Source organism: Stenotrophomonas terrae (assembly GCF_039674165.1).
Taxonomy (GTDB): Bacteria; Pseudomonadota; Gammaproteobacteria; order Xanthomonadales; family Xanthomonadaceae; genus Stenotrophomonas; species Stenotrophomonas terrae_A.
Genome location: NZ_JBDJMY010000023.1, coordinates 38,868 through 65,617 on the forward strand (window position 1 = coordinate 38,868; position 26,750 = coordinate 65,617).

Annotated in this window: 25 protein-coding genes and 1 riboswitch; of the genes, 11 read left to right on the top strand and 14 right to left on the bottom strand. The window is 63.5% G+C overall.

The annotated features are described in order from the left end of the window. Nucleotides 1–151 precede the first annotated feature (151 nt). Nucleotides 152–754, top strand: coding sequence for a hypothetical protein (locus tag ABE493_RS11660; RefSeq protein WP_346499077.1), 603 nt, complete (start codon nucleotides 152–154; stop codon nucleotides 752–754). Next, nucleotides 754–2,121: a hypothetical protein gene (locus ABE493_RS11665; RefSeq protein WP_346499078.1), complete on the top strand. Its 1,368-nt coding sequence runs from the start codon at nucleotides 754–756 to the stop codon at nucleotides 2,119–2,121. The genes ABE493_RS11660 and ABE493_RS11665 overlap by 1 nt, the downstream gene beginning before the upstream one ends. A gap of 91 nt (nucleotides 2,122–2,212) precedes the next feature. Here ABE493_RS11665 and ABE493_RS11670 read toward each other — a convergent pair whose 3' ends face one another. The 4 genes from ABE493_RS11670 to ABE493_RS11685 are packed head-to-tail and all read right to left on the bottom strand — an operon-like array spanning nucleotide 2,213 to nucleotide 6,918. Next, a complete protein-coding gene (locus ABE493_RS11670) occupies nucleotides 2,213–4,078 on the bottom strand; it encodes a TonB family protein (RefSeq protein ID WP_346499079.1) in 1,866 nt (621 codons plus the stop codon). After that, nucleotides 4,075–5,475 carry a hypothetical protein gene (locus ABE493_RS11675; RefSeq protein WP_346499080.1) on the bottom strand — a complete coding sequence of 467 codons (1,401 nt, stop codon included), beginning with the start codon at nucleotides 5,473–5,475 and terminating at the stop codon, nucleotides 4,075–4,077. The genes ABE493_RS11670 and ABE493_RS11675 overlap by 4 nt, the downstream gene beginning before the upstream one ends. A 4-nt stretch (nucleotides 5,476–5,479) precedes the next feature. Next, on the bottom strand, nucleotides 5,480–6,235 hold the full coding sequence (locus ABE493_RS11680) for a PP2C family serine/threonine-protein phosphatase (protein WP_346499103.1): 756 nt from the start codon (nucleotides 6,233–6,235) through the stop codon (nucleotides 5,480–5,482). 2 nt (nucleotides 6,236–6,237) lie between these two features. Then, complete coding sequence (locus tag ABE493_RS11685) at nucleotides 6,238–6,918, bottom strand: vWA domain-containing protein (RefSeq protein WP_346499081.1); 681 nt, start codon at nucleotides 6,916–6,918, stop codon at nucleotides 6,238–6,240. A gap of 254 nt (nucleotides 6,919–7,172) precedes the next feature. On the opposite strand from ABE493_RS11685, the gene ABE493_RS11690 reads away from it, so the two are divergent. Together ABE493_RS11690 and ABE493_RS11695 are read left to right on the top strand one after the other, a co-directional pair. Then, on the top strand, nucleotides 7,173–7,586 hold the full coding sequence (locus tag ABE493_RS11690) for a hypothetical protein (RefSeq protein WP_346499082.1): 414 nt from the start codon (nucleotides 7,173–7,175) through the stop codon (nucleotides 7,584–7,586). Then, nucleotides 7,583–7,780 (top strand): hypothetical protein, encoded by a 198-nt coding sequence (locus ABE493_RS11695; protein WP_346499083.1) that lies wholly within the window; start codon nucleotides 7,583–7,585, stop codon nucleotides 7,778–7,780. The genes ABE493_RS11690 and ABE493_RS11695 overlap by 4 nt, the downstream gene beginning before the upstream one ends. Before the next feature lie 256 nt (nucleotides 7,781–8,036). On the opposite strand, the gene ABE493_RS11700 is transcribed toward ABE493_RS11695, so the two are convergent. Together ABE493_RS11700 and ABE493_RS11705 are read right to left on the bottom strand one after the other, a co-directional pair. Continuing rightward, on the bottom strand, nucleotides 8,037–8,453 hold the full coding sequence (locus tag ABE493_RS11700; RefSeq protein WP_346499084.1) for a hypothetical protein: 417 nt from the start codon (nucleotides 8,451–8,453) through the stop codon (nucleotides 8,037–8,039). A gap of 74 nt (nucleotides 8,454–8,527) precedes the next feature. Further along, the gene (locus ABE493_RS11705; RefSeq protein WP_346499085.1) at nucleotides 8,528–9,748 is read right to left on the bottom strand and encodes a multidrug effflux MFS transporter; all 1,221 of its coding nucleotides are present in this window, start codon (nucleotides 9,746–9,748) and stop codon (nucleotides 8,528–8,530) included. Nucleotides 9,749–10,085: 337 nt separating this feature from the next. Then, a riboswitch (glycine riboswitch) is annotated at nucleotides 10,086–10,194 on the top strand. Nucleotides 10,195–10,306: 112 nt separating this feature from the next. On the opposite strand from ABE493_RS11705, the gene gcvP reads away from it, so the two are divergent. Continuing rightward, on the top strand, nucleotides 10,307–13,171 hold the full coding sequence (gene gcvP / locus ABE493_RS11710) for an aminomethyl-transferring glycine dehydrogenase (protein WP_346499086.1): 2,865 nt from the start codon (nucleotides 10,307–10,309) through the stop codon (nucleotides 13,169–13,171). A 22-nt stretch (nucleotides 13,172–13,193) separates the two neighbouring features. Next, nucleotides 13,194–13,463, top strand: a complete 270-nt coding sequence (locus ABE493_RS11715; protein ID WP_346499087.1) for a hypothetical protein — start codon at nucleotides 13,194–13,196, stop codon at nucleotides 13,461–13,463. Between the two features lie 95 nt (nucleotides 13,464–13,558). Here ABE493_RS11715 and ABE493_RS11720 read toward each other — a convergent pair whose 3' ends face one another. Further along, entirely contained in the window at nucleotides 13,559–16,222 is a 2,664-nt protein-coding gene (locus tag ABE493_RS11720; RefSeq protein WP_346499088.1) for a M1 family metallopeptidase, read from the bottom strand. Between the two features lie 86 nt (nucleotides 16,223–16,308). Continuing rightward, nucleotides 16,309–17,040, bottom strand: a complete 732-nt coding sequence (locus ABE493_RS11725) for an AraC family transcriptional regulator (protein WP_346499104.1) — start codon at nucleotides 17,038–17,040, stop codon at nucleotides 16,309–16,311. 169 nt (nucleotides 17,041–17,209) lie between these two features. Between ABE493_RS11725 and ABE493_RS11730 the strand changes: the two genes are divergently transcribed. Beyond that, a complete protein-coding gene (locus tag ABE493_RS11730) occupies nucleotides 17,210–17,620 on the top strand; it encodes a hypothetical protein (protein WP_346499089.1) in 411 nt (136 codons plus the stop codon). A gap of 214 nt (nucleotides 17,621–17,834) precedes the next feature. Here the strand turns inward: ABE493_RS11730 and ABE493_RS11735 are convergent, their stop codons facing one another. From ABE493_RS11735 to hflK, 4 genes are all read right to left on the bottom strand, one after another. After that, complete coding sequence (locus ABE493_RS11735; protein WP_057630794.1) at nucleotides 17,835–19,127, bottom strand: adenylosuccinate synthase; 1,293 nt, start codon at nucleotides 19,125–19,127, stop codon at nucleotides 17,835–17,837. A 245-nt stretch (nucleotides 19,128–19,372) separates the two neighbouring features. Further along, on the bottom strand, nucleotides 19,373–19,558 hold the full coding sequence (locus ABE493_RS11740; protein ID WP_346499090.1) for a DUF2065 domain-containing protein: 186 nt from the start codon (nucleotides 19,556–19,558) through the stop codon (nucleotides 19,373–19,375). Nucleotides 19,559–19,714: 156 nt separating this feature from the next. Beyond that, nucleotides 19,715–20,578 (bottom strand): protease modulator HflC, encoded by an 864-nt coding sequence (gene hflC / locus ABE493_RS11745; protein WP_346499091.1) that lies wholly within the window; start codon nucleotides 20,576–20,578, stop codon nucleotides 19,715–19,717. Then, nucleotides 20,575–21,681 carry an FtsH protease activity modulator HflK gene (gene hflK / locus ABE493_RS11750; protein WP_346499092.1) on the bottom strand — a complete coding sequence of 369 codons (1,107 nt, stop codon included), beginning with the start codon at nucleotides 21,679–21,681 and terminating at the stop codon, nucleotides 20,575–20,577. Before hflK ends, hflC begins: the two co-directional genes overlap by 4 nt. Before the next feature lie 297 nt (nucleotides 21,682–21,978). On the opposite strand from hflK, the gene ABE493_RS11755 reads away from it, so the two are divergent. Together ABE493_RS11755 and pilH are read left to right on the top strand one after the other, a co-directional pair. Next, nucleotides 21,979–22,974 (top strand): YhdH/YhfP family quinone oxidoreductase, encoded by a 996-nt coding sequence (locus ABE493_RS11755; protein WP_346499093.1) that lies wholly within the window; start codon nucleotides 21,979–21,981, stop codon nucleotides 22,972–22,974. Nucleotides 22,975–23,064: 90 nt separating this feature from the next. Further along, nucleotides 23,065–23,448 carry a twitching motility response regulator PilH gene (gene pilH, locus ABE493_RS11760; RefSeq protein ID WP_346499094.1) on the top strand — a complete coding sequence of 128 codons (384 nt, stop codon included), beginning with the start codon at nucleotides 23,065–23,067 and terminating at the stop codon, nucleotides 23,446–23,448. A gap of 461 nt (nucleotides 23,449–23,909) precedes the next feature. On the opposite strand, the gene ABE493_RS11765 is transcribed toward pilH, so the two are convergent. Next, nucleotides 23,910–24,809: a DnaJ C-terminal domain-containing protein gene (locus tag ABE493_RS11765; RefSeq protein WP_346499095.1), complete on the bottom strand. Its 900-nt coding sequence runs from the start codon at nucleotides 24,807–24,809 to the stop codon at nucleotides 23,910–23,912. 127 nt (nucleotides 24,810–24,936) lie between these two features. Continuing rightward, nucleotides 24,937–25,374, bottom strand: a complete 438-nt coding sequence (locus ABE493_RS11770) for an Hsp20/alpha crystallin family protein (protein WP_346499096.1) — start codon at nucleotides 25,372–25,374, stop codon at nucleotides 24,937–24,939. A gap of 152 nt (nucleotides 25,375–25,526) precedes the next feature. Between ABE493_RS11770 and ABE493_RS11775 the strand changes: the two genes are divergently transcribed. After that, nucleotides 25,527–26,009 carry a peroxiredoxin gene (locus tag ABE493_RS11775; protein ID WP_346499097.1) on the top strand — a complete coding sequence of 161 codons (483 nt, stop codon included), beginning with the start codon at nucleotides 25,527–25,529 and terminating at the stop codon, nucleotides 26,007–26,009. Between the two features lie 30 nt (nucleotides 26,010–26,039). Further along, nucleotides 26,040–26,615, top strand: a complete 576-nt coding sequence (locus ABE493_RS11780) for a ferritin-like domain-containing protein (RefSeq protein ID WP_346499098.1) — start codon at nucleotides 26,040–26,042, stop codon at nucleotides 26,613–26,615. The last annotated feature ends 135 nt before the right edge of the window (nucleotides 26,616–26,750 follow it).

Sequence of the window (26,750 nt, forward strand, 5' to 3'; positions counted from 1 at the left end):
CTTTGCTTATCCGCTAGCGCAGCATCTGCGTCGAGGCCAACCGCCACCCGCAGCAACCAACAGAGCAGTAGCGCAGCAGGATCTGCCATACCCCAGCCTTGACACATCGGCATGCCGTGGCATCGTTGCCCGGTCACATCGGGAGATACGAATGAAATTTGCTGCAGTTCTTGTTGCACTCGCTGTTCATGCGCCTCTGCTCAAGCCTGCGCTCGCCTCCGAGATTACCGGCGCCGAGCAGATACATCTCGGCATCACCGATGCGAGCAGCACACTTGGCTTCGTCTTCACGCCTCCAGCCGAAGAAGGCTGGACAAGGAACGGTTCCGGAATGAGCACAACGCTCAGCTGGAACGCGGAATCCCCTTCGGACGACCGCAAGATCGAAGCCTACATGACCACGCTTGATGCGCCCATCTCGCCAATCGGCGGCTACATCAGGACCATCAAACGCAATCTGGAACAGGGCTACGCCAGCAGCTCCCGCTTCAAAATCAGTTCACTTCAAGTGAGCGAGTATCCTGCGGATCCACGCTGCGCAAAAATCCACCTCCTGCTCGAAGCGCGGCAGCTAACGGCGGCTGGGAAACAGCAATGGAGCGAGCAGTACGCACTCTCCTGCGGCTCGCTGCAATCAAAAGGCGTCGGCTACGAGTTGCGCTACTACCAACGCTATACCGATGGCCATCGCGATCACGGCTTGGAATCAAAAGCCAACGCCGTACTGGACAGCTTGGACATCGAAGGCGGCTGATGCATGCAGTCTTCGGTTCGCTTCGATCACAGCTCTGCGATGATCAAGCGCGAGCGGGCACGCAGCTTGTTCGCCGCACCCAAGCACACGCGGAAACACCTGAGCCAAATTGGTGGACGGCAGTCATTCCAAGGATGAACATGGACAGCAGCAACATCGCAGACCGCAGCAATGCCGACACTTCCCTGACCGGGCCTGGCAGCTACCCGCTCGATCTCACCGGCCCCAGCAGCCACACCTTGATGCGCACCCTGGGTGCGGGAAGCCTGGTCATCGCAGCGCCTGGCTCCGCAGGTAAGTCCGATCTGCAGGTCGCGCCTGATCAGAAGATCAACTGGGCAGCCTTCGCCCCATTTGCCACTCCCGCAGGCTCCCCCTGGCCGCGCGTGATCCACTACGCAGGCTCGGATCTAGGCATCTTCGAGTGGGCCCGGCAGCGCCCCATTGAACAGCTGACCTGGACGCCGGTGCTCCACACGGACACCCTGGTCGACGCCTCCCGATCCAACATCCGCACCTTGGCGATTCAACTGGACCTGCCGGGCGCGAACCTGCAGCTGCTCATGCCCGCGCAGGAAATCGCAGCGAACCTCCATCTGAGTATCTCCGGCGATATCGGCCGTTTCTCTGCACAGGGACAACTGCCCCGCTCCCTGTCACTGGCCCCGGAAACGGGCTCACGCAGGGAAACTTCTGCGTTCCAGCTACCAGACATGGGCGAACTGCATGAGGTCCACGAGCTGATGCTGGTCAACAAGCCGATGGGCCGCCCCATCTCGCTGAAGTGCCTGTCGCGCTTCACACAACTGCAGTCGCTGAGCCTTTACGGCAACTTCGTCGACCTGGAAGCGCTTGCCGAACAGCCACAGCTGCAGAACCTGCAGCTGCGCTATATGCCGTCTTTGGAAGGTTTGCCCGTACTCAGCTGCTGGCCTGCGCTGGACGGTTTCATCGCCTTCAACATCGAGGAAGCCGCAGGCAAGCGTCTGCGCCAGCAACTGAAGGCACGCACCCCGCAACGCCCGTGGACCAAACATGCGTCGGTCTCGCAGCTTCGCAAAGAAAGCTGGTGGGAAAGCGAATTCGGCCGCCCGTTCTCGGCTTGGTCAAAACGCTTGGCGAAACAGGCCAATGAGGCATTCGATGGCGCATTGGCAGCCTTGGCTTCGTCGCATTCGCTGGCCGATGCTGAAGCAGCCTTCAGCGAATTTGCCCGCCGCTTCAACGCCCTCAAGGGAATAGAGACGACGGAACGCGACGACCTGGGTGAAGCCATATGGCAACTCAGCAGTTCCGAGCACGCCGTGCGCATTGGCGTGACTGAAGAACTGGCGCAACAGTGGTTCGATGCCGTGCGTGACTATTGATCGGAACTGCACAGGCATTGCTTCAACGCTGCACTTCCGCAGCCTTCTACAAGAAGCCCGCACATCGAAGCGGCTCTGGGCGCACACCCACTCAACGAATATGGAAGACCACTGGTACCCGCAGTGTGATCTTTTCCACATCCGCCGTCGCCATTCCCGGCTCAACGTTCCACCCCAGTGCGGCCTCACGCGCTGCTCTGTCGAGGATGGCACTCCCACTACTTTCGTCGATGGCGACGCCCGTTACCACTCCGTCACCGGACAAGGTGATCAACAGGACAACGCGACCTTCGATATCCTCATCCCAGGCAGCGCGGGGATAACGTGCGGGCTTGGTGCGCGCCTTGTCTGCCAGCAACATTCCCAGAAATTCGGATGGACTGGCACCTGCACCACGCTCAGCAATCGCGCCGACTTCAATTTCGGCCGGCTTCAGTGCAATTCGAAATTGCACTGGCACACGCCGTCGCTCGCCTGACGACGCGATCACACCAGTCGCACGCCAATTTCGAGCCGCCACCCGTGCATTTGAATCCAGCAACGGGTCGCCGCTACTCTGCTCAATCAGCACCGAGGTAATGACACCGCCTTTCAATACGTCAATCACCAGAACCATCTGCCCATCGGACTTTATTCCCGAGTGCGGTATTGGAATAGGTGACTCCAGCGCAGCAAAACCCGCCGCAGGCAGGTCAACTACAACCTCCCCCTTTGAAGCGAACAGATTGGGCATGGCCGGGATAGACGGAGCCATCTCTGCCCTCAAGCCGCGCCCGCTCAGCACACGCCGCGCCTCGGGTAACACCTGCTCCGCAGTTGATTGGCTGCGAGCAGCATCATCACTTCCAATACTTGCCGTAATGTGGCCGCCTGGCTTGCTGGACATTGCGCTCACCCGCGCCTTGAGGATGGCCAAACGCGCAATGGAAGAGTCAGGTAACAGGCTTGCGTGGAACTCCAGATCCTTGCGAATCATCCTCTGATACGTTTCGATCAGACTGGGTTGCGCCCCCGCAGCATCTCTACTGCGCGTGAGTTTTTCCGCAGTGATCAGCGCACCGAATGCCAGCTCCTCGTCCGAATCAACGATCATCGACGCATAGCTTTGCCACAGCGACGGCGTGGTCGGCTGATAGCTGAGCAGTGCTTCCTGCAGCGACACGATTTCTTCCAACTGGGTATTCAGCTCATGATTCGGGTTCGCCGAGTCCGCGGACACTGTGTGCATCCGCATGGCGGAGTTCAGGTCGGCCAGGCGATGTACCAGCAACTGCACACCCCCTAACGTCGCGTCTGGCACCGCCGCCCACATTGCTTCAACCGCGGCACCGCGTTCATGCCTGAGCTCAGCCGAGCCAGCGGGATCCTCGGTTCCGTTGAGCGTTGCATAGAAGCGGTCTTTGGCCACCTCGTAAGCAAGCTTCTGGTCACGATCAGGCAATCGCTGGCGCAGCCCTGCCCATCGCTGCAGATCTTTCATGGCCTCATCAGCTGACTGTTGATTGCCGCGTGCAGCAGCACGCGCTATCACGACTACTTTCTCGCCAGCATCACGCTCATAGGCACCGCGCGATCGCCATTCCTCCACACTTGGACCGTCGCCTGCGATCGGCGTCCCAGTATCCTTCGACGCCATGGGTGTCGTTTCCGCGCCCATCGGTGACTTGCCAGTTCCAAGCAGTAGAGAAAAGAAGCCAACAGCTATCAGCACTGCCGCAAGCAGATAGCCACGAGAGCGATCCTGCGCCGCCACCTCCAGCAGCGACCACACCACCGCCACGCCGCCAATCATTACACCCGCTCTAAACGCCACCATGCCGTCACTCAGATTTTCCAAGGACAGCAGCTGCCCAAGCTTGGCAATTCCACCGAAGGCAAATGAGGCCAGCCAGCCCCAAACTGGCGCCAGCACCAGCAGCATTGCCAGCGCGACGAGCAATCCGAGAGCGGTTTTCAAGGTCTTTTACTCAGAATCAGCATAGGCACAAAGACGATGAAAACCAAGCTGGCCAATAACAGTAGTCCGCCATGCATTCCCAGCATCATGTCCACACTCCAGCTGCGGGACGCCACCGCTTTGTAGCTCCTGTAAGCAGGCATGCCCCAACTCATTACCCAGCCAAACAACAGCGGCCCAGCGATAGCCACCACTATCCGCGTCCTAAAACCGATCCGTCCCACCGGCTGTGCGGCGGGCGCGGCAGCTACGGCGTTCTGTGCTGCTGTGACCGTTGCTCCTGTGGCACGTGGCCGCTGTTGATGCCGCAGACCGCTCTTTGCCTTTTTCCCGGGACGGGCTTTGCTGGCACGCACACTGTTGGCCAACAAGGTCTTGCGCGCACAAGCCGCACACGGCATGCCACTGAAATGCTGATGCGCGCCATCCTTCGCGCACTTCACCAGCAATCCATTGTTGCGGCGCGCATAGCGCAGCAGCAGCGACGACCACTCGGCTACCGCCGGGCGCCGCCGGGCCTGGTTGGCGAACGCGCGGTCGAACATGTCACGCAGCTCGGCCGGAAATGCCGCATGGCCGCTGACCGGCGATGGCAGGATGCGGGTGTCGCCCCTGCCCTGCGCATAGGGATAGAGATGGGCGGCAATGCGCCCTGGCAGATCACTTGGCAGCGTCGCGCCATTGGGCCTGCCGCTATACGGATGCAGGCCCGAGTTGAGCAGCTGGAACACCATCACCGCCAGCGCAAACCTGTCCTGTGCTTCTTCCTCGCCGGCGGCAACGCCGCGCTGCTGAAACTCGGCAGCCAGGTAATCGGTGGTGACCTGCTCGGAAAGAAAACGTTCGCCCTTGCCCTGGATGCTGAAGCCATCGCAATCCAGCATCGCGATGAACAAGGACTTGCGGTAGAAGCGCACATTGAGCGGCTTCAGATCCACCACGTAGTGCTGGCGCTCATGCAACGCGGCCAGCATCACCGCCAGGTTGGCGGCCAGCGTCATCTTCGGGCCGAGCGCTGTTGGCAAGCCCTCTTCGCGCGCCTGCCGCTCCTGCAGCACATGTTCAAGGTCACTGGTGGCGGCAACATCCAGCGCCGGCATGGTGAAGCCGAGGAAGCCGCGCGCCTTGTCGCGCAGCAGGCCGGTGGGCCAGGCAATCTGCACCTGGCGCACGCCCTTGTCCTCGACATCGGGCAGGTCCGGGCGCAGCTCCAGCATCGCCCGCACCTTGCGCTCGTAGACCTGCCCGCCCTTGTCGGAGTGATAGAGCTTGGCGACTTCGTGCGGGCGTTCCTTGATCAGGAACACACTGCCTGCACCGCCGCTCTTGAGCAGCCGGCCCAGGGTCAGCGGTGCGCGCTGCTCGTCGTAGATGGTGTCGCCGGCTTGTGCGGCCATGCGCCTAGACCGGCAGCGCCACCAGCAACGTCTTGTCGTCGCCAGTGATGTGATCGGTGCGCGGATCGGCCAGCGTCGCCTGCAAGGCTTGGCTGCCATGCGCGGCATCCACGCCGCCCAGATAGCGCAGCACCGGTGCGATGAAGGGCTGGAACAGGCCACTGCCATCGCGGGTCATCGCAAACGGCTGCACCCCATCGGACATCAGCACCATCGCCTGCACGCGCCCTTCGAAGCGGGTCAACCGCAGTTGCTCACGCCAGTTCCCACCCGTGACGAACCAGGTCTCGTTAGCGTATTCGCCATTGGCTGGCAGCGATACCGCCGGCGCCTGCGGCGGGGCAAACTCACAGGCCGCCACGCCGTCCCCCACATGGAAGAACCAGCCGCCGCCGGCGTCGGCTACAACCCCGACCAGGGTGCAGGCGTGGTCGGCCAGTGTCAGCTGTTTGCCAGCGGCAATGCTACCCAGCTGCTCACGGGCGCCGATGATTGCCGCCTCGATGATTGCGCGCAGCGTATCCACCGACATCGCAGCCGGATTGCCGTCCAGCTGACGATGCGCGGCAATCGCCGCCACCACCGCCGTGGAAACCGTCTTTGCCCCCGTATCACTGTGCGTGGCCGAGCCCGCGCCATCACAGACCGCGGCAATCAGCACGCGCCCTGCGCAGGCCGACGCGTATGCGTCCTGGCATGGCTGCCCGCGATCCAGATGGGAGCGCCCGGTGGCCGATGCGGCCATCACCCGCCAGCCCATGTTCAAACCGTCACGTTTGACCAGCTGTCGGTCGACGGCAGCTGTACCTGGCCACCGGGCGTGGAGTTGGACACCACCCGCATGCTGGCACTGAGCCACATGAACAATTCCTTGAACTGCAGCCCCTGCAGGCGCTTCACGCCGCGCTCGCCATTGCGGCTGAACTGGCCGAGCACGCCGATATCGGCGTTGCCCACACCAATCGGGAACACCGCCACCTTGTTCTGCTGCTCGGCATCGCGGCAACGCTCGGCCACGGCTTCCCAGGCGTCGGTGGGGTTGCCATCGGACATCAGAAACAGCCAAGGCCGCGTATAAGCCACGCCGGCCTGGCGGAAGCGTGCCTTCTCGTCTTCAATTTCCTGCAGGGCCAGCTCCACCGCGGCGCCGGTCGGCGTGGTGCCATTGGCGGAAAGCTCGGGCGCGCTGAAATCCATCGCGTCACACCAGTCACCGGTGATCGCCGCATTGTCCATGTCGCCGTATTCGATCAGCAGCACGCGCACGCGCTTGGCGGCGATCACGTCGCCCTTGAGCTCCTGCTCCAGCAGCTTCAGGCCTGCATTCAATTGCGCAATGGGTTCCCCGCTCATGCTGCCGGAACAATCCAGCACCAGAATCAAGGGCGTGCGCTGCTCGCTGTTATCAACCAGCGACACATCAGGAATAGCTGCAACAGACATCAGGTGTGCCTCCATGCTCAGGGGACGTCGTGGCCGGATTATAGCCACAACTGTGGCCGCGGCTTCTTACATCCCCCAAGCCACGCCTGGACCGCCCGCTTCCTCGCAGCGTCCCCATCGGCCAAAACCTGTTTCAGCCCCTGCGCACCACGCCTCCGTGGCTGCGCTACCATCCGCCGCAACGGGGCCCGGCGGACAATGGGCACCCTTACCCGCGACCGGGCTGGCCCGGCAGCACAACAGGAGTACCTGGCATGACCTGGATCATCGCTGTTGCTCGTTGGCTGTTTGCGCTTTTCTACATCTATGTCGGCGCCAGTTGGCTCTCCTACAAGTTGTTCGGCACCGCGTGGCCGGACCACAAGGAAGCCCCTGCCGCCAAGGCACTCACCACCGCACTGACCGACAGCGGCATCGTTGATCCGTTGATCGCATCGGCTTGCCTTGCCGGCGGCCTGCTGTTGCTGTTCCGACGCACCGCCCCGCTGGGCATCGTCGTACTCGCGCCGCTGGTGGTTGGCATCTTCATCTTCCACGTGTTCCTAAACCACGATTGGCCATGGGGAACATTTCATCTGTGCTACCTGGGCATGCTCGCTTGGCTGCATCGCGCAGGTCTGCAACCCTTGTGGAATTTCCAGACGATTCCCGCCAGCAAAGCGCATTGAACTCGATGAAATCACTCCCCCGCCTGTCTGCCGTGCTGTCGATGCTGCTGGTGCTGGTGGCATGCAGTTCCACGCCTGCCCGTAGCCCACCGCCTGCAGATGCAGCGGCCATCAAGGAAAACTGCGCGCTTGCCCGGGAAAGACAGAACGAAATCGCCATCTCGCATTGGTGCGACAAATCAGGGAAGCGTTGAAATCCAGCGGGAGTTCCGGCTCCCGGGTGCGCTGCGCTTACCCGGGCTACACCCGTCGCACACCAACCTGTAGTGCCGAGCCATGCTCGGCAGTGGCCTCACCGCTAGACCAGAAGCAGCACAACCAAACGTGTACGTGCTTCGCGGCTTACGCCGCTCCCACAAGAGGCGCCGCAGCCCATCGGGCAATCACCAGCGGTCACAGACGACAAGGGCGCCAATGGCGCCCTTGTCGGTTTCAAACCTGTGCGCAGGTTCAGTGCGTACCGGCAGCTGCCTTGCCTTTCGCGCCCAGCTCACCGGCCAGGTTGCGCTTGTAGGTATCGAAGTCGATGCCCTGCTCGGCCACTTCGGCATGCGCAGCGTCCTTGAGTGCGTCCGAATACATCAGCCGCACGGGGGTATCGTTGTTCTCGTGCCATTCGGCGGCCTGCATGATCAAGGCCAGCACGCGTGCGGCACTGGTGGTCTCACCGGCGATCTTGCCATCCATGCCCAGCACCCATTCGCCATCGCGACGGACGATACCGGCCAGCAGGCCACGGTGCTGATCACGCAGCTCGGCATGCGGCTCAACTTTCGGCTTTTCCGGCGGATTGGCTTCGGCCTGGTTGCGTTCGCGCTCGGCCAGCTTCTTCTTCGCCTCGCGGCGGCCTTTGGATTGGATCGACATCAGTTGTTCACTCTTTGAACGGCCGCCGGTGATGGCGGCGCGGCTATTGTCCCCGATGCGGGGAGAAATTCGTGTCAGGACGCGGTTTCGGCGCGCTGGGCGCGCAGGCTGATGCGCTCCCACTTCCACATCGCCCAGCTGCCGAAGGCGAACAGGGCCGCGCCGATGGCCAGGGTCAGGCCACTTCGGCTGAGCATCGGCGACAGCACGCCGGCGATGATGGCGTTGGTGACCAGCGTACTGAAGGCCTGCATCGATGAGGCCGTGCCGCGCTGGCGCGGGTACATGTCGAGGATGGCCAGGGTCAGGATCGGGAAGATCAAGGCCACGCCGAACGAGGTCAGGGTCAGCGGCAGCACCGCCCACGGCACCGTCATTTCGGTGGCGAAGGCGTTGTAGGCAATGTTGTAGATCGCCGCCACCGCCATGAAGCAGTAACCGATGCGCACTGCGCGCGCGCCGTCCATACGCCCTGCCGCACGGCCCGAAGCATAGGCGCCCAAGGCCATGCCGCCGATGGTGGGAATGAACAGCCAGGCGAACTGGCGCTCGTTCATGTGCAGCAGATCGAGCACGAAGGCCGGTGCCGAGGCGATGTACAGGAACAGCCCGCCGAAACCCAGCGAGCCGGCCAGGGCCAGCCGCAGGAAGCGCGGATTGACGCCGATGCTCACGTAATCCTGCAGCAGGCGCTTGGGGTGCAGGCTCAACCGTGCGTGCGGCGGATGGGTTTCCGGCAGCCAGATGCAGGTGATCAGCAGCAACAGCGCCGAAAAACCGACCAGGAACCAGAAGATGCCCTGCCACTGCGTCCAGCCCAGCAGCCAGCCGCCGATGATCGGGGCGATGGCCGGGGCGATGGAGAAGATCATCGACACCTGGCTCATCAGCCGTTGCGCGTCATCGCCGTCGTACAGGTCGCGGATCACCGCGCGGCCGATGATGTAGCCCACGCCAGCCGACAGGCCCTGCAGGAAGCGGAACAGCAGCAGCGTGCCCATGTCGGTGGAAAGCGCGCAGCCGACCGAGGCGCCAATGAACACCACCAGCCCACCGATGATCACCACCTTGCGGCCAAGCGCATCGGACAGCGCACCGTGCACCAGGCTCATCAATGCGTAGGCCAGCAGATAAACGCTGATCACCTGCTGCATGGCCAGTTTGTCGGCCCCCAGATCGGCGCCCATCTGCGGGAATGCGGGAAACACCGCATCGATCGCGAACGGGCCGAACATCGACAGCCCCGCCACCAACAAGGCGATACGGCGCAATGAAACCTGCTTGCTTGCTTCCATGGTTTTCAATAACCAGCAACGGCACCAGCGCGGGGCCGGTGCGGGGTGAGAGACCAGATGAACAGGGCTGGGCGCCGGCGGCGCCACACGGCCATGATGCGGCAATTTGTCCGGACATTCACCCGCTTCAGGTAGCGGTTCCGGGCAGCCCGGCCTTGCGCGTGCAAGGCGCGCGTTTGAAACCGGGACGTAGATGGTAATCCAAGCCGCTGCGCGGGTCTGCCCCGGGGCTTTACCGGGCTATAATCGGGCGGCTGCACGAACAAGGTGGGAGAAGCGGTTCACCCCGCTGCCGAAGGCGCAAACGCCCGTAATCGCTCAGGCCCGATACCACCCGTATCAAAACTCTGGAGAGACCGGTTCAATCCGGCGCCGAAGGTGCACGAAGCGCACGATCCTCGTCGCGTCGCTTCCAAACTCTCAGGCAAAAGGACAGAGGGGCGCGAGGTAAGCCTTTGGCTTGCCGGCTGTGGTGGCGCGCGTGCGCGGCACCCGGACGGCAGCAGGGCAAGCCTGGCTCACCGCCCCTGCCCTGCATGCCTTCTCCGGACGTCAGCCATGACCCAGAACACTTTTTCGCTGCGCGAGCTCGAACACCACTCCGCGTTCGTCGACCGCCACATCGGCCCCAACGACGCTGAAATCGCGCAGATGCTGCGCACCGTTGGCCATGATTCGCTCGAAGCGCTAACCGACGCCATCGTGCCGGGCTCGATCAAGTCGCCGGCACCGCTGGCGCTGCCCGAGTCGCTGACCGAAGTCGACGCGCTGGCCAAGATCCGCGCCATCGCCGACAAGAACAAGGTACTGCGCAGCTTCATCGGCCAGGGCTATTACGGCACCCACACGCCGAACGTGATCCTGCGCAACATCCTCGAGAACCCGGCGTGGTACACGGCCTACACGCCGTACCAGGCGGAAATCTCGCAGGGCCGCATGGAAGCGCTGATCAACTTCCAGACCATGGTCGCCGACCTGACCGGCATGGAAATCGCCAACGCCTCGCTGCTGGACGAAGCCACCGCCGCAGCTGAAGCAATGACCCTGGCCAAGCGTTCGGCCAAGTCCAAGTCCAAGACCTTCTTCGTACAGGACAGCGTGCACCCGCAGACGCTGGAATTGCTGCGCACCCGCGCCGAGCCGATGGGCATCGAGCTGCAGATCGGCAAACCGGCTGATGCGCTGACCGCCGACACCTTCGGCGTGCTGCTGCAGTACCCGGACAGCCTGGGCAACATCGGCGACTACAAGGCGCTGGTCGAAGCCGTGCACGCCCGCCAGGGTCTGGTCGCCGTAGCCACCGATCTGCTGGCACTGACCCTGATCGCCGCTCCCGGCGAATGGGGCGCGGACATCGTGGTCGGCAACAGCCAGCGTTTCGGCGTGCCGTTCGGTTTCGGTGGCCCGCACGCGGCCTTCATGGCCTGCCGTGACGCCTACAAGCGCTCGATGCCGGGCCGCCTGATCGGCGTTTCCGTCGATGCCGAAGGCAAGGCTGCCTACCGCCTGACCCTGCAGACCCGCGAGCAGCACATCCGCCGCGAGAAGGCCACCTCCAACATCTGTACCGCACAGGTGCTGCTGGCCGTGATGGCCTCGATGTACGCCGTCTACCACGGCCCGGAAGGCCTGCAGCGCATTGCCCGCCGCACGCACCGTCTGGCCGCGATCCTCGCCGCTGCTCTGCGTGGCAAGGGCGTGGCAGTTGGCAACGACTTCTTCGACACCCTGCACATCACCGGCGTTGATTCGGCCGCGCTGAAGGCCAAGGCCGAAGCCGCCGGCATCAACCTGCGCATCATCGATGCCGGCTCGGTCGGCATCAGCCTTGACGAAACCGCTACCCGCGCCGACGTAGTCGCGCTGGGCCAGCTGTTCGGCGCCAACGTCGATGTGGATGCACTGGATGCCAGCACCGCCGACGCGCTGCCGAAGGGCCTGGTCCGTAGCAGCGAGTTCCTGTCCCACCCGGTGTTCAACACGCACCACAGCGAGCACGAGATGCTGCGCTACCTGCGTTCGCTGGCCGACAAGGATCTGGCGATGGATCGCACCATGATCCCGCTGGGCAGCTGCACCATGAAGCTCAACGCCACCGCCGAGATGATCCCGGTGACCTGGCCGGAATTCGCCAACATCCATCCGCTGGCACCGGCTGATCAGGCGCAGGGCTACAAGGAACTGATCGACGGCCTGGAAGCGATGCTGGTCGAGTGCACCGGCTATGACGCGGTGAGCCTGCAGCCGAACTCCGGCGCGCAGGGCGAATACGCCGGCCTGCTGGCGATCCGCGCTTACCACCGCTCGCGCAACGAAGGCCATCGCGACATCTGCCTGATCCCGGACTCGGCGCACGGCACCAACCCGGCCTCGGCACAGATGTGCGGCATGACGGTTGTTGTCACCAAGACCGACGGCAACGGCAACGTCGATGTCGAAGACATCCGCCGCAACGCCGAGAAGTACAGCGACCGTCTGGCCGCGATCATGATGACCTACCCGTCCACGCATGGCGTGTTCGAGGAAGAGGTGGTCGAGATCTGCGAGATCATCCACAAGCACGGCGGCCAGGTGTATACCGACGGCGCCAACATGAACGCCCTGGTCGGCGTGGCCAAGCCCGGCAAGTGGGGCTCGGACGTGTCGCACCTGAACCTGCACAAGACCTTCTGCATCCCGCACGGCGGCGGCGGCCCGGGCGTTGGCCCATGTGCGGTGAAGTCGCATCTGGCACCGTTCCTGCCGGGCAAGCTCGGCGACAACGGCCCGGTCGGCATGGTCAGCGCAGCCAGCTTCGGCAGCGCCTCGATCCTGCCGATCAGCTGGATGTACATCACCCTGATGGGCACCGCCGGCCTGCGCAAGGCAACCCAGGTTGCACTGCTCAACGCCAACTACATCGCCAAGCGTCTGGCACCGCATTACGCCACGCTGTACACCGGCCGTAACGGCCTGGTGGCGCATGAGTGCATCCTCGACGTACGTCCGCTGGAGAAGACCTCCGGCATCGGCGCCGAGGACGTGGCCAAGCGCCTGATCGACTTCGGCTTCCACGCACCGACCCTGAGCTTCCCGGTTGCCGGCACGCTGATGGTGGAGCCGACCGAGAGCGAATCGCAGCACGAGCTGGACCGTTTCATCGACGCGATGATCCAGATCCGCGAGGAAATCCAGGCCATCGAAGACGGCAAGCTGGACCGCGAGGACAACCCGCTCAAGCATGCTCCGCATACTGCCGGTGCAGTGTCGGCCAGCGAGTGGACGCATGCGTATCCGCGTGAGCTTGCCGCCTTCCCGCTGCCCTCGCTGAAGCTGCAGAAGTACTGGCCGCCGGTTGCACGCGTGGACAACGTGTACGGCGACAAGAACATCATGTGCGCCTGCATTCCGGTGGATGCGTACAAGGAAGATGTGGAGGCGTGATCGGGCTTGATTGCCTGATGGCGTGAATGAAAACAGCCGGCGAAAGCCGGCTGTTTTTTATGTCGATTGGAGAGCTGGAGCGCAGGGTCTTCCTGGAGCGGTGCGAACAGCAGGCGGCAGGATTTCTGCTTTGGCTTTGGCTTTGGCTTTGGCTTTGGCTTTGGCTTTGGCTTTGGCTTTGGCTTTGGCTTTGGCTTTGGCTTTGGCTTCGGCTTCGGCTTTGGCTTCTGCTGCTTCTGCTTTGGCTGTCCCTTCTCCCGTTTACGGGAGAAGGTGCCCGAAGGGCGGATGAGGGGGATTTTGACTTTGCTTAGCTAGAAGCTTCCCCTCACCCCAACCCCTCTCCCGCATGCGGGAGAGGGGCTTTGAGCAAACAGCCGCAGCTCCTCAATACCCCTTCTGCTTCAACCACGCATCCACCTGCGGCTTGCGCTCTTCGCGCAGTCGCAACTTTGTCTGGATCCCGGCAATCGCCGTCTCCGCATCACGCCGCGACGTCGGCGCGATATGCGCCTCGGCGAATGCCTTGATCTTGTCCACCATCTGCAGGTTGTCCGCACTACGCCCCAGGCCCGGGTAATAGCGCGCACGCGAGGTACTGTCGACCAAGGTATCCACCTTCTCGCGATGGGCAACGGCGAAATCAAACGCCAGATCCGCATGCTCACGCGACACACCACCAATCATGCCCGCGCTGTTGGTCGCACCCGGCTCATCGCTCAGCGCCATGTCCAATGCACGCTGCGCCAACGCCTTGTCCTTGGGCAAGGCCAACAAGCCGTAGTACTGGTCACGCACCATTGCCGAGGTTTCCTGCCTGGCAAGCGTGTGCAGCTTGTCCCAGGTTGCAGCGTCGGCATTGCGGGCCACCACGCCGAGTACGCTGCTGCGCAGCTCCGGCGACAGTGAGTCAGGTTTGGTCAGGAAGGCATCAAAGCGACGTTGCGCTTCGGCAATCACCTGCGCGTCGTCCAACGCCGCCAAGGTGTTGATCAAACTGCTGCGCAGCTCCTTGGTCTGCGCCGAGTCACTGTCCTTGCCGTCCCAACCCAGTGACTGCAGTACCGGCGACAGACGCGAGCGCGCATAGCCACGGAACGCGGCCTGGCGTGCCGTATCGCCATCAAACATGCTGTCGATGCCATTCAAGGTGCCGGCGACCATGTCCCACAGATCGGTCGGTGCGTCAGCGGCGACCTTTGCGGTCAGATCCAGCAGGTCCGCATCCGGCTGCAGGCCAGCGGCAGCCAAGGCACTGGTATCCATCATCACGCCCAGCTGGTCCACTACCGGCAGCTTGTCGAAGCCAGCACTCAAGGCCTTGAACTGGGCAGGCGCATACAAGCTGCGGTAATAGCCCTTCTGCCCGGCATTGACCAGCAATGGTCCGCTGCAACCCGGCAACTGAACCTGGGTATCGCCGTCGACCAAGGTATGCACCACCTCGCCACTGCCCACACGCAGACTCACCGGTACGCGCCAGTGCAGCGGCTGCTTGTCCTTGCGGTCAATCGTGTACTCGCCCTGGCTCAGCTTCACCTGGGTGTTGCCGGCCACGCAGCTGCTGCTGGCGCGGATCAAGGGCACGCCCGGTTGCAGGGTGAAGTCATGTGCCACTTCCATGAAGCGCTTCCCCGGTGCTGCCTTGTCGATCTCGGCCCACAGGTCATCGGTGACCGCATTGCCGTAGGCATGGGCGGCAACGTAGCGCCGTACGCCGTCGCGCCAGGCATCGGCGCCTACATAATCCTCGAACATCGAGATCACCGCCGAGCCCTTGCCGTAGGTGATGCCATCAAACGCCTGGCTGGCCTGCTCCACCGTCGCCACGTGCTGCACGATCGGGTGAGTGGTGACGAAAGCATCGCGCGCCATCGCACCGCGGCTGGTGTGCGCGGCATCGACGCTGTTGATGTCCCATTCCGGATGCAGCTTGCGGGTGGTGCGCGCTTCCATCCACGAGGCGAAGCCTTCGTTGAGCCACAAGTCGTCCCACCAGGCCATCGTCACCAGGTTGCCAAACCATTGGTGCGCGATTTCATGCGCGGCGATCGAGAACACCGCCTTCTTGTCGGAAACGCTGGACACCTTCGGGTCCAGCAACAAGGCGTATTCAAAGGTGAAGATCGCACCCCAGTTCTCCATTGCGCTGAAGAACTGGCTGCCGCCGGGCGCGGCGATATTGTCGAGTTTGGGCAGCGGATACTTCACACCAAAATAGTCGTTGTATTCGCGCAACACCTCCGCGCTTCCCTCAAGGGCAAAGCGCGCCTGTTCAACCTTGCCGGTCTGGGTGATGACGCCTATCTCGGTGCCGCCCTCGTTGACGGCTTCACGCTCGAACTCGCCACTGGAGAAGAACAGCAGATAGGTCGACATCTTCGGCGTGGTCTGGAACACCACCTGCTTGAGCCCCTTGCCCAGCGGCTTGCTGCTGGCCACCGGCATGTTGCTGACCGCCATTTCGGCTGCCGGCACGGTGACGCTCAGATCGAACGTGGCCTTGAAGCCGGGCTCATCCCAGGACGGAATGAAACGGCGCGCGTCGGAGTTCTCGAACTGGGTGAACAGCGCGCGCTTTTTGCTGCCATCGGCCACCGGGTAATCCAAGGCGAACAGCCCGTTTGCCTGGGTGTTGATGGTGCCGCTGTAATCGATGTTCAGCGTGTAGCGACCGGGCGCCAGCGGCGCGGCAACACTGAAGCTGGCGGTCTGGTTGGCCTCGTCCACGCTGATCGTGACCGGCATGGTCTTGCCGCCGCCTGCTGGCTGCAGCTGGCTCTTGCCGAAACGCATTCCCGCTGCCTGCAACACGATGCTGGCGGTGGGCTGCAGCACTTCCAGATCGATACTGACCTTGCCATCGAAGCGCATCTGCGCAGCGTGTGGCGTGATCTCCACCCGGTAATGCTGCGGACGCGCAGTGCGCGGCAGCTGGGTGGTGATTTCGTTCGGGGCTGCGGCGGAACCCGCCGCTTCAGCAGCAAATGCTGCGGGCGGGGCAACACAGGAAAGGGCAAGACTGATCGCGACAACAAGGGAACGGCGCATCAAAGCTCCTGACGGAAGAACATGGGCTTGATGCCCACCACCTCCGCATCATCTGCCCCTCCAACGCCTCCCAACACCCCCGGAAGTCATAGCCCTGCGCGAGCTGCTTCCTGTTGCGCGCGCTCTGCGATCATCGCCCGGTACTGACGCGGGGCCATCCCAACCTCGGCCTTGAATTTGCGGGTAAATGCGCTCTGGTCACTGAAACCACAGGCCTGGCCGATGCTGGCCACGCTGTCCTCGCCATGCAGCAGGTGCAGGGCGATCTGGATGCGCAGACGGGTAAGCACCTGCTGCGGCGTCATCTGGAACACCTTGCGGAACGAACGCTCCAGCTTGGACAGTGAGAAGCCGGTGATGTCCAGCAAGGTCTGCATGCGCACGTTTTCAGCGTAATGGGTGTTGAGGTAATCCAACGCCAGCCGCAGGGGTTCGTACTGCGACTCCAGGCCGCCGCGCTGGCCCAGATCACGCGAAATGCCGATCAGGCCGATCACCTTGCCGTTCTCTACAATGGGCCGCTTGCAGGTCAGGCACCAACCCGGCTGCTGGTTGGGGAACAACTGCAGCTCCATCACGTTCTCGATCACCTCACCGGCCAGCACGCGTGCGTCCTGCGCCACATAGGCTTCGCTCATGCCCACCGGGTAAAGCTCATCGGCGCGCTTGCCGATCGCATCGTTGCGCGACTTCATGCCCAGCCGCTGCATCATCGTCATATTGACGTGGGTGTAGCGCCCATCGATGTCCTTGGCAAAAAACAACACGCTGGGAATGGCGTCGAACAGCGCTTCAATTTCGGCAGGGTCAATACGCATCGGGTCATTCAGGCTGGCAGCGGGAACGTGCCCGGCCATTCTAGCCAGCCCCGGGCCGTTACCGCGCTGGTCATAAGTACCTACCCGGGCGAGCATCCGCCAGATGAAGACAAGTCCGTCGCCGGCATTGGCGGCATGATCGGGCCTACCTGCACCCGAACGCCTGCCCATGTCTGAAGCCAGCCCCTCCAATCCCTACGTTGTCGGCCAACTGTGGGCCTGCCAAGGCCGTCATGACGACGAACAGCCCACGCTGTTGATCAACCGCATCGACCAGCATCCGCTCGGCGGCGGCAACATCTACCACGTCACCCTGGGTGGATTGAAGATCCGTCACCCCGGCGTGCCCGGCGGCCTCATGACCGAGCTTGCCCATGCCCCGGTCACCGATCAGACCCTGCAGCGTAGCCAGCTGCGTCTGCTGGGCCAGCAAGCGCCGGATCCGGCTTACCTGAAGGGCTATGGCCAATGGCGCGAGGCATTTGATGCCGGCAATGCAGGCTCGTTCGGAGTCAGCGTACCGACCATCCTGGAAATCGTCGAACGTCGGCTCAACGGTACCCCGCTGGATCAACCCTGACGGCGAGCCCTGCCCGGCAGGAACCTAGCCGGTAACGCCCCTGCCGACCATGGGTCGGCACTACAGGTTGAAATACGCCGGGCGCGGGTTTGCTGGTGCCGACCCAGGGTCGGCAGAAGACCTTTCGGTAACGCTCCTGCCGACCATGGGTCGGCACTACAACGACAACGCCCCGCTTTCGCGGGGCGTTGGCTTTTACATCACAGCGCGGCTATCAGCCCCACGGATCCTGCAGGATCATGGTGTGGTCGCGGTCCGGGCCGGTCGAGACGATCGACACCGGGCAGCCTGCCAGCTCTTCCAGCGAACGCAGGTAGGCGCGTGCAGCCGGCGGCAGCTTGTCCCACTCGGTGATGCCGTGGGTGTTTTCGCTCCAGCCCGGGAATTCCAGGTACACGGGCGTGCACTCTTCCCAGCCCTGCGCGTCCAGCGGCGCGTATTCCGAACGCTTGCCACGGTATTCATAGGCAATGCAGACCTTCAGCTTTTCCATGCCGTCGAGCACGTCGAGCTTGGTGATGCACAGGCCGGAAATACCGTTGATGGCCACCGCGCGCTTGAGCGCGACGATGTCCATCCAGCCGCAGCGACGCGGGCGGCCGGTGGAAGCGCCGTACTCGGCACCGCGGTCGCGGATGCCCTGGCCGATTTCATCGTCCAGTTCGGTCGGGAACGGGCCACCGCCAACGCGGGTTGCGTAGGCCTTGGCGATACCCAGCACGTAATCGATGGCATCGGCGCCAACGCCAGCACCGGCCAGCGCACCACCGACGGTGGTGTTGGAGCTGGTGACGTACGGGTAGGTGCCGTGGTCGATATCGAGCAGTGCGCCCTGCGCGCCTTCGAACAGCACGCGCTTGCCCTGCTTGCGCAGGTCATGGCAGATGCCGGCAACGTCGGACTTCATCGGCTCGACGTATTCGCCGAAGGCCAGCGCTTCCTGGTAGACGGTGTCGAAATCGACCGCTTCCACGCCCAGGTACTTGGTCAGCACGAAGTTGTGGTAATCCAGCGCGGCGCGCAGCTTTTCAGCCAGCTGTTCCGGGTAGTGCAGGTCGGCGATGCGGATACCGCGACGTGCCACCTTGTCTTCATAGGCCGGGCCGATGCCGCGACCGGTGGTGCCGATGGCCTTGCCGCCGGCGGCCTTTTCACGGGCCTGATCCAGGGCAATGTGGTACGGCATGATCAGCGGCGCTGCCGGCGAGATCTTCAGGCGCGAACGCACTTCCACGCCAGCCGTTTCCAGCTCTTCGATTTCCTTGCGCAGGGCGGCCGGGGAGATCACCACGCCATTGCCGATCAGGCACAGCGCGTCATCGCGCAGGATGCCGGACGGAATCAGGTGCAGGACGGTCTTCTTGCCGTTGATGACCAGGGTATGGCCAGCATTGTGGCCGCCCTGGAAACGCACAACTGCGCCGATTTCTTCGGTCAGCAGATCGACGATCTTGCCCTTGCCTTCATCGCCCCACTGGGCGCCAAGAACAACAACTGATTGACCCATGACGGGTAACTCCTGAATTTGCTGCGGCCATCGGGGCCGCGGACGGGGCCGTGCGCTGCATTGGAGTCTGCCATCGGGGACGCCCCATCGGGGAGCATCCGGCAAACGCCAGGGCCATACACGGAAAAAGCCGAACGGGGCGCTCCAAGAGGAGTTGGCCCGACCGGCTTTTGTGGATTATCCGGGTTTTGACTGACAGCTACCACCCCCGTGACTACGGGTTGGTATGGGCGTCAGGGTTTGGTTCAGTGGCGGGCCAACCACAGGCAGCCCAGGCCGATCACAACGGCCACCGCGCCCATCCAGCGCAACGCCGAGGACGGCTGTTCCAGCAGCTGCGCGGCCATGCGCTTCCACGCCAGCGGCGCGATGAACAGAAACAGGCCCTCGATGACGGCGACGAGGCAGAGGGCGGAAAGTAGGTCTTGCATGCGCTATCGCCATTGCCTTCTCCCAGCGGGAGAAGGTGCCCGTAGGGCGGATGAGGGTGCGGGCGGAGCCCATCGAATCGGGACATCAGGGGCGTTCCGCCCCCTGCCCTCACCCCAACCCCTCTCCCGATGGGAGAGGGGCCGAAGATCAAGCGATCAGCGATCGCTCTTCATGTACTGCAGGAACGGGTCGTTCTTGTCGAGCACGATCACGCCATTGCCGTCGGTCATCGAGGCACGGTAGGCCTCCAGGCTGCGGTAGAAGGCGTAGAACGACGGGTCGGCCGAACCGGCCTTGCCGTAGATCGCCGCGGCCTGGGCGTCGCCCTCACCGCGCAGCTGCTGCGCATCACGCTCGGCTTCGGCCACGATCACGGTGCTTTCGCGGTCGGCCTGGGCGCGGATGGTCAGCGACTGCTCCTCACCCTCTGCACGCAGCTTGGCAGCTTCCTGCTTACGCTGGGCGCGCATGCGCTCGTAGACGTCGGCAATCACCTGGCTGTCGGTCGGCAGGTCGATCTGCTTGATGCGCAGGTCGATGATCTGCATGCCCAACGCCGCAATCGCTTCGTTGATCGACTTCAGCTGGCCGGCAATCAGCTCGCCACGGTCACCGGACACCAGCGCCTGCAAGGTGCGCGAGTTGATCTGGTTACGCAGCGAGTCGGTGATGATCGGCGCAAGCCGGGCATTGACGATCTTGCTGTCGCCGCCGGTGGCGCGGTAATAGGCGCGCACATCGGAGATCCTGCCAATGGCGAAGAAGTCGACGCTGACGTCCTTCTGCTCGGCGGTGAAGTAACGCGCCGGGGCGGTATCCAGCACCTGGAAGCGGCGATCGAACACGCGCACGGTTTCCACCAGCGGCACCTTGAAGTGCAGGCCCGGCTTGATGTCCGCACGCACCACCTTGCCCAGGTTTAGCACCATGGCGGTCTGGTCTTCACGTACCACGTAGATCGAGCCCAGCAGGCCCAACAACACTGCGACGACTACGCCGATAACGACTGAATTTTTCATCGGCCGGCCTCCTCACGCGATGCCGAGCGCGAGACCGAACGGTCCGCGTTGCGAATGCTGTCGGTTGCCGCCGGCAGCGCCGGTGCCACCATGTCCGGGGTCAGCTGCGGCGCGTTGCCGGCCTTGCCCGCATCGGCCGGCATCGGCACGTAGATCAGCTGGCGGCCATCGCCACCAATGACCTTGCGGTTTTCGGCCAGCACCTGCTGCACGGTTTCCAGCCACAGACGCTTGCGGGTGACTTCCGGTGCGTTCTTGTACTCACCCTGCAACAAGGTGAAGCGACGCCCGTCACCTTCAGCGCGGGCCACGATGGCCTGCTTGTAGCCTTCGGCGGTGGTGCGGGCACGCGAGGCCTGGCCACGCGCTTCCGGTACCACCTTGGCAGCATAGGCCTGGGCTTCGTTGATCAGGCGTTCCTTGACCTGCTGGGCACCGTTGACCTCGTCGAAGGCCGGCTTCACTTCTTCCGGCGGACGCGCATCGGGCAGGGTCAGGCCGGTGACGCTGAGGCCGGTCTTGTAGGCCTTCAACGAGGCCTGCAGGCGCTGCTCGGCGACCACCGCCAGCGGCCCACGGTTGTTCAGCACGGTGTTCAGATCGGCACGGCCAACCTGCTCACGCACCGCGCTCTGCGCGGACTGCTCCAGCATCTGGTCGGCATCGACCGTACCGAACAGGTACTCGCGCGGATCATCGACGCGGTACTGCACGTTGACCGACACGTTGACGATGTTCTCGTCGCGGGTCAGCACCGGCACATTGCTGCTGAAGGTCTTGATCTGGGTCGCATTGACCTTGACCACCGATTCCAGCGGCCACGGCAGCTTGAAGTTCGGGCCCGGCTGCAGGATGCGCGAGTATTCGCCAAAGCGCAGGACCACGCCGCGCTGCTGTTCGCCGATCAGCTGGAAGCTGGAGAACAACAACAGCAGAACCACTGCGACCAGCACCCAGCGCCAGATACCGCCATCAAACAGGTCGCGCAGCGGTCCCGGAAGACCCCCACCCCAACCTCCGCCGTTGCCGCCACGTGGCGTACGCGGCGCGCGGTTGTTGTCCGCACCACCACCGCTGTTGCCGCCGGGTGTATTCCAGGCCATGCATGCTCCATCTGTAAGGGCCAGGCTGCGGGGGCTCCCGCCGAGGACCTGACCATCTATCGAATCCCGATTCTAACAAGGCAGACTCTGAACAGGTTCGGGGCTACCTGAACCGACAATGTTTGCCGCCGCTCATCCACCCAGAGGGCTGAGCCTGCGGCACGGGCCCGGCCGAAGCTGGCCCCGCGGTATCCGGGCAGGCCCCGATCGGCGCCTGCTTTGAATAGGAATAAGGGCAGACCGGCCTTTTCACAACAGTTATGGTTGCATTCCCCCCGCACCAACGCAGGCCCATCGATGTCCCCCAGCGCCCCGTTCACCGCTTTCCGCATCCACAACGACGACCAGGGCTACCGCGCCGGCCTTGAGCCGCTGCAGCTGGACCAGCTGAGCCCTGGCGAGGTGGTGATCCGCGCCCGTTGGTCCTCGGTCAACTACAAGGATGCGCTGGCCGGCACCGGCAAGGGCAAGATCCTGCGCCGCTTCCCGCTGGTGGGCGGTATCGACGTGGCCGGCGAAGTGGTCGCCTCCAGCGACCCGGCGTTCCGCGAGGGCGACCAGGTGCTGACCACCGGCTGCGGCCTGAGCGAAACCCGCGACGGCGGCTACAGCCAGTACGTGCGGCTGGAATCCAGGTGGGTGATCCCCTTGCCGGCCCAGCTGAGCCTGCGCGAGGCCATGGTGCTGGGCACCGCCGGCTTCACCGCCGCGCTGGCGCTGCTGCGCATGACCGAGAACCGGCAGGTCCCGGCACAGGGGCCGTTGGCAGTCACCGGCGCCACCGGCGGGGTCGGCTCGCTGGCGGTGGACATCTTCAGCCGCGCCGGCTTTGAGGTCCACGCCATCAGCGGCAAGGCCGAGGCCGCCGATTACCTGACCGCGATCGGTGCCAGCCAGATGCTGGGCCGCGACGCCCTGGCCACCACCCGGCCAATGGAATCGGCCCGCTTTGGCGGCGGCCTGGACAATGTCGGCGGCGCCATGTTGACCAGCCTGCTGGCGCAGACCACGCCTTATGGCAACGTCGCATCGGCCGGCCTGGCGGCCTCGGGCGAGCTGGACATGACAGTAATGCCCTTCATCATCCGCGGCGTGTCCTTGCTGGGCGTCGCCTCGGCCGGCACCGCCCGCGATATCCGCGAGCAGGTCTGGCAGCGCCTGGGCAGCGACTGGAAGCCGCGCCACCTGGACCAGATCTGCACCCGCGAGGTGGGCCTGGAGGGCTTGCCTGAAGTATTTGCCAGCATGCTGGACGGCAAATCCTTCGGCCGGACCGTCGTAAGAATTGATTGACGGAGATCACAGGCCCGATCGGCGTGAAAAGTGTGACTTCACGCCGATGGCGGGCCGGCACTAGAATGCGCGGACAACTTGGGGAAAAACATGGCGCGTATCCTGATCGTCGACGATTCACCATCGCAGCTGATGGGCATCCAACGGATTGTGGAAAAGCTGGGGCATGAGATTTTCACCGCCACCGATGGCGCCTCTGGGGTAGAGGTTGCCAAGCAGGTGTTGCCGGATCTGGTGTTGATGGACGTGGTGATGCCCAATCTCAACGGCTTCCAGGCCACGCGCACGCTCAGGCGCGAGGCAACCACGCAGCACATTCCGGTGGTGCTGGTGACCACCAAGGATCAGGACACCGATCGCTTGTGGGGCATGCGCCAAGGCGCCAAGGCCTATATCACCAAGCCGTTTACCGAAGACGATCTGTCGGCGGTGATCGCCCAGGTGTTCAGTGCCGAGGCACCGCCGGTTGGGTGAGAGTGCTTTCTTGGGGAAAGCTTTCAGGAAAGGCGGGCATTGCCCGCCTTTCCTGTTTTTCAGGTCCGATTTTGCCTGACGTCGCTTTGGATTTGCCTTGGGCTTGCTTGCCAGAAGCTTGCCCTCACCCCAACCCCTCTCCCGCACGCGGGAGAGGGGCTAGCACTGCGTCGGCTGCTAGTGCCCTGCGAGCTCAAGCAATCCGAGCCTCTCTCCCGCACGCGGGAGAGAGGCTAGCAATGCGTCGGCTGCTAGTGCACTGCGAGCTCAAGCAATCCGAGCCCTCTTCCGCACGCGGGAGAGGGGCTCGTAATGCGTCGACTGCTAGTGCACTGCGAGCTCAAGCAATCCGAGCCCCTCTCCCGCGCGCGGGAGAGGGGTTGGGGTGAGGGCAAGCCTTCCGCCCCAAAAAAGAAAGCGGGCCAAGCCCGCTTTCCTTCGACCGCAACAAGCAAAGGCAATCAAGCCTCGCCGAACGCCTTTGCCAGATCCTGATACGCCTTGCGTTGTTCTTCGTTGCTCGCCACCGGCGCTACCACTTCCAGCTCCACGATCTGGTCGCCGTCAGGCTTGCCCGGCAAACCGCGGCCACGCAGGCGCAGCTTGCGGCCACTGTCCGAATCGGCCGGCACCTTCAGTTCCACTGCGCCACCCAAGGTCGGCACGCTGATGCTGGTGCCCAGCGCGGCCTGCCATGGGGTTACCTGCAGGGTGTACAGGATGTTGCGCCCGTCCACCTCGAACTGCGGGTGCGAGGCGTATTCCACCTCCAGCATCAGATTGCCGCCACCGCTGCCCTGCCCGCTCAGGCGGATCACCTGGCCCGGACGAATGCCCTTGGGCACGCGCACATCAAGCTGGCGGCCGTCCACGGTGATGCGCAGGCTGTCGCCGTTGTAGGCCGCCTCCAGCGGTACCGACAACTTGGCGCGGGTATCGCGCATCGGTTGCGGACCGCCGCCGCCGAAACCGGGGCCGGGACGCCGCGCACCTGCGCCGGCACCGCCGCGCTGACGGGCAAACAGGCTCTCGAAGAAATCGCTGAAGCCGCCGTTGGCATTGCCACCGCCGAAGACTTCCTCGAAATCAAAGCCCTGCCCGCCGCCAAAGTTGGGCGGTGCATTGAATTCTTCACCCGGGCGGTAACCCTGCGCGCGCAACTGGTCGTAGGCCTGTCGCTTCTGCGGATCGCGCAGCGCTTCATAGGCCTCGTTGATCGCCTTGAATTTCTCCTCGGCGCCGGCTTCCTTGCTTACGTCCGGATGGTATTTGCGCGCCAGCCGGCGGTAGGCAGTCTTGATTTCGGCATCACCGGCGCTGGGCTCAACCCCAAGCGTGGCGTAGTAATCCTTGAATTCCATCCTCACACCTCTGAAAAAAAACTGGCCCGACACCTTGCGGCAACGGGCCATCGTGCAATCGGCAGGCGCCGTGGCCCTATTCTACCGGGCCACGGTGCCTGCGCAGGTGGAAGTTCGCTCACGCCTATCAGGCGTTGGGCTGGCCCTGCACCACCTGGATACGGCGCGGTGCCGCTTCACTGCGCTTGGGAATGCGCACTTCCAGCACGCCATTGTGGCTGTGGGCGACGATGCCCTCGGCGTCAGCGCTGTCGGGAAGCACGAAGCGGCGGTTGAACGCGCCCTGGCCACGCTCGCTGCGGGTCAGCCGCTGGCCTTCGGCCAGGTCCGGCGCCGTGCGCTGGCCGCTGATGGTCAACACGCCCTTTTCCATCTGCACCTCGATGCTGGCCGGGTCAATGCCGGGAAGATCGGCCTGCACAACGAAGCGATTGGCTTCCTCGCGGATATCCACCGCCGGCACCCATGCCGAAGCGGCGCTGCCGGTAACCGTTTCAAGCAGCGGCGACAACAGCTGATGGATCTCGGACTGGGTCGGCCACTGGCGGTAACGTACGATGCTCATGATGTCCTCCTGCACGATGTGGGGGACTGGCATGCCGGGATGGCGCTGCCTTTCCCATGCCCAGGACGTAGTGTGTGAAGACCGCCTTTTCAAGCCGTTGACGCTGCGCTTCGCCCGCCTCTTTAAACTCAAATTCAGCCTAGGAGCCCCCAATGTCCATCAACGTCGGTGACCGTATTCCGGAAGTAACCCTCAAGCGACTGCGCGAAGGCCTGGAAACTATCGACACCCATGCACTGTTCGATGGCCGCAAGGCCGTGCTGTTTGCAGTGCCCGGTGCGTTCACCCCAACCTGCTCGGCGCGCCATCTGCCGGGCTATGTGGAGCATTTCGAGGACTTCCGCAACCGCGGCATCGAAGTGTTCTGCATGGCGGTCAATGATCCGTTCGTGATGCAGGCCTGGGCCAAGAGCCAGTCGGTGCCCGACGGGCTGCAGATGCTGTCCGACGGCAATGGCGATTTCACCCGCGCCCTGGGCCTGGAAATGGACGCCAGCGCCTCCGGCATGGGCACGCGTTCGCGGCGTTTCGCGCTGTATGTGGAAAACGGTGTGGTGCGCGCGGCGTTCGTCGAACAGCCGGGGCAATTCGAGGTATCCGGGGCCGAGCACGTGCTCGCCCATCTCCCCGCATAGGGGTTCAACAGAAAGAAGGAAAGGCCAGCCATGAGCAAGCAGCCCGCCGCCAAGTCGACCACAACCACGCAGTTGGCAGGCATAACCGATCGAACAACCCTGCGTGCCAACGCGCGCAAGAGCATCGAGGATGGTGCGGTCACGCCCACCTACAGTGCCAACCGCCCGGCGGTGATCAAGCTGCTCAACGATGCACTGGCCACCGAATGGGTGTGCGTGCTGCGTTACTACCGGCATTACTACATGGCCAAGGGCATGCTCGCCGATTCGGTGAAAGCCGAGTTCCTTGAACATGCCCAGCAGGAGCAGGCACATGCGGCCATGTTGGCCGAGCGCATCGTGCAGCTGGGCGGTGAGCCGGATCTGAATCCGGACACCCTCACCGCCCGCTCCCATGCCGAGTACAAGGAAGGCGGCAACCTGCGCGACATGGTCCGCGAGAACCTGATCGCCGAGCGCATCGCCATCGACAGCTATCGCGAGATGATCAATTTCATTGGCGACAAGGACACCACCACCAAGCGCATCCTCGAGCAAATCCTTGCCCAGGAAGAGGATCATGCAGATGACTTCGCCGATATGCTGGAAGGCTGGATCGGCGAGTAACCCGGACGCCCTGTAGAGCCGAGCCATGCTCGGCTGGGGCGCTACCGGTAAACCCGGCATCGAGGGAGCGGCGTAAGCCGCGAAGCCGACAGTCAATCAGATTGCAGACATGCAGCTGGTTTCAGAGGTATCGGC

Bases quoted from the DNA above. Each gene is read 5' to 3' on its own strand.
- ABE493_RS11755 (WP_346499093.1), top strand. From the start codon at position 21,979: ATGTCCCCCAGCGCCCCGTTCACCGCTTTCCGCATCCACAACGACGAC.
- ABE493_RS11775 (WP_346499097.1), top strand. From the start codon at position 25,527: ATGTCCATCAACGTCGGTGACCGTATTCCGGAAGTAACCCTCAAGCGA.
- ABE493_RS11725 (WP_346499104.1), bottom strand. From the start codon at position 17,040: ATGCGTATTGACCCTGCCGAAATTGAAGCGCTGTTCGACGCCATTCCC.
- pilH (WP_346499094.1), top strand. From the start codon at position 23,065: ATGGCGCGTATCCTGATCGTCGACGATTCACCATCGCAGCTGATGGGC.
- ABE493_RS11730 (WP_346499089.1), top strand. From the start codon at position 17,210: ATGTCTGAAGCCAGCCCCTCCAATCCCTACGTTGTCGGCCAACTGTGG.
- gcvP (WP_346499086.1), top strand. From the start codon at position 10,307: ATGACCCAGAACACTTTTTCGCTGCGCGAGCTCGAACACCACTCCGCG.
- ABE493_RS11685 (WP_346499081.1), bottom strand. From the start codon at position 6,918: ATGTCTGTTGCAGCTATTCCTGATGTGTCGCTGGTTGATAACAGCGAG.
- ABE493_RS11765 (WP_346499095.1), bottom strand. From the start codon at position 24,809: ATGGAATTCAAGGATTACTACGCCACGCTTGGGGTTGAGCCCAGCGCC.
- hflK (WP_346499092.1), bottom strand. From the start codon at position 21,681: ATGGCCTGGAATACACCCGGCGGCAACAGCGGTGGTGGTGCGGACAAC.
- ABE493_RS11680 (WP_346499103.1), bottom strand. From the start codon at position 6,235: ATGGGCTGGCGGGTGATGGCCGCATCGGCCACCGGGCGCTCCCATCTG.
- ABE493_RS11675 (WP_346499080.1), bottom strand. From the start codon at position 5,475: ATGGCCGCACAAGCCGGCGACACCATCTACGACGAGCAGCGCGCACCG.
- hflC (WP_346499091.1), bottom strand. From the start codon at position 20,578: ATGAAAAATTCAGTCGTTATCGGCGTAGTCGTCGCAGTGTTGTTGGGC.
- ABE493_RS11770 (WP_346499096.1), bottom strand. From the start codon at position 25,374: ATGAGCATCGTACGTTACCGCCAGTGGCCGACCCAGTCCGAGATCCAT.
- ABE493_RS11720 (WP_346499088.1), bottom strand. From the start codon at position 16,222: ATGCGCCGTTCCCTTGTTGTCGCGATCAGTCTTGCCCTTTCCTGTGTT.
- ABE493_RS11740 (WP_346499090.1), bottom strand. From the start codon at position 19,558: ATGCAAGACCTACTTTCCGCCCTCTGCCTCGTCGCCGTCATCGAGGGC.
- ABE493_RS11665 (WP_346499078.1), top strand. From the start codon at position 754: ATGCATGCAGTCTTCGGTTCGCTTCGATCACAGCTCTGCGATGATCAA.
- ABE493_RS11700 (WP_346499084.1), bottom strand. From the start codon at position 8,453: ATGTCGATCCAATCCAAAGGCCGCCGCGAGGCGAAGAAGAAGCTGGCC.
- ABE493_RS11780 (WP_346499098.1), top strand. From the start codon at position 26,040: ATGAGCAAGCAGCCCGCCGCCAAGTCGACCACAACCACGCAGTTGGCA.
- ABE493_RS11735 (WP_057630794.1), bottom strand. From the start codon at position 19,127: ATGGGTCAATCAGTTGTTGTTCTTGGCGCCCAGTGGGGCGATGAAGGC.
- ABE493_RS11660 (WP_346499077.1), top strand. From the start codon at position 152: ATGAAATTTGCTGCAGTTCTTGTTGCACTCGCTGTTCATGCGCCTCTG.
- ABE493_RS11690 (WP_346499082.1), top strand. From the start codon at position 7,173: ATGACCTGGATCATCGCTGTTGCTCGTTGGCTGTTTGCGCTTTTCTAC.
- ABE493_RS11705 (WP_346499085.1), bottom strand. From the start codon at position 9,748: ATGGAAGCAAGCAAGCAGGTTTCATTGCGCCGTATCGCCTTGTTGGTG.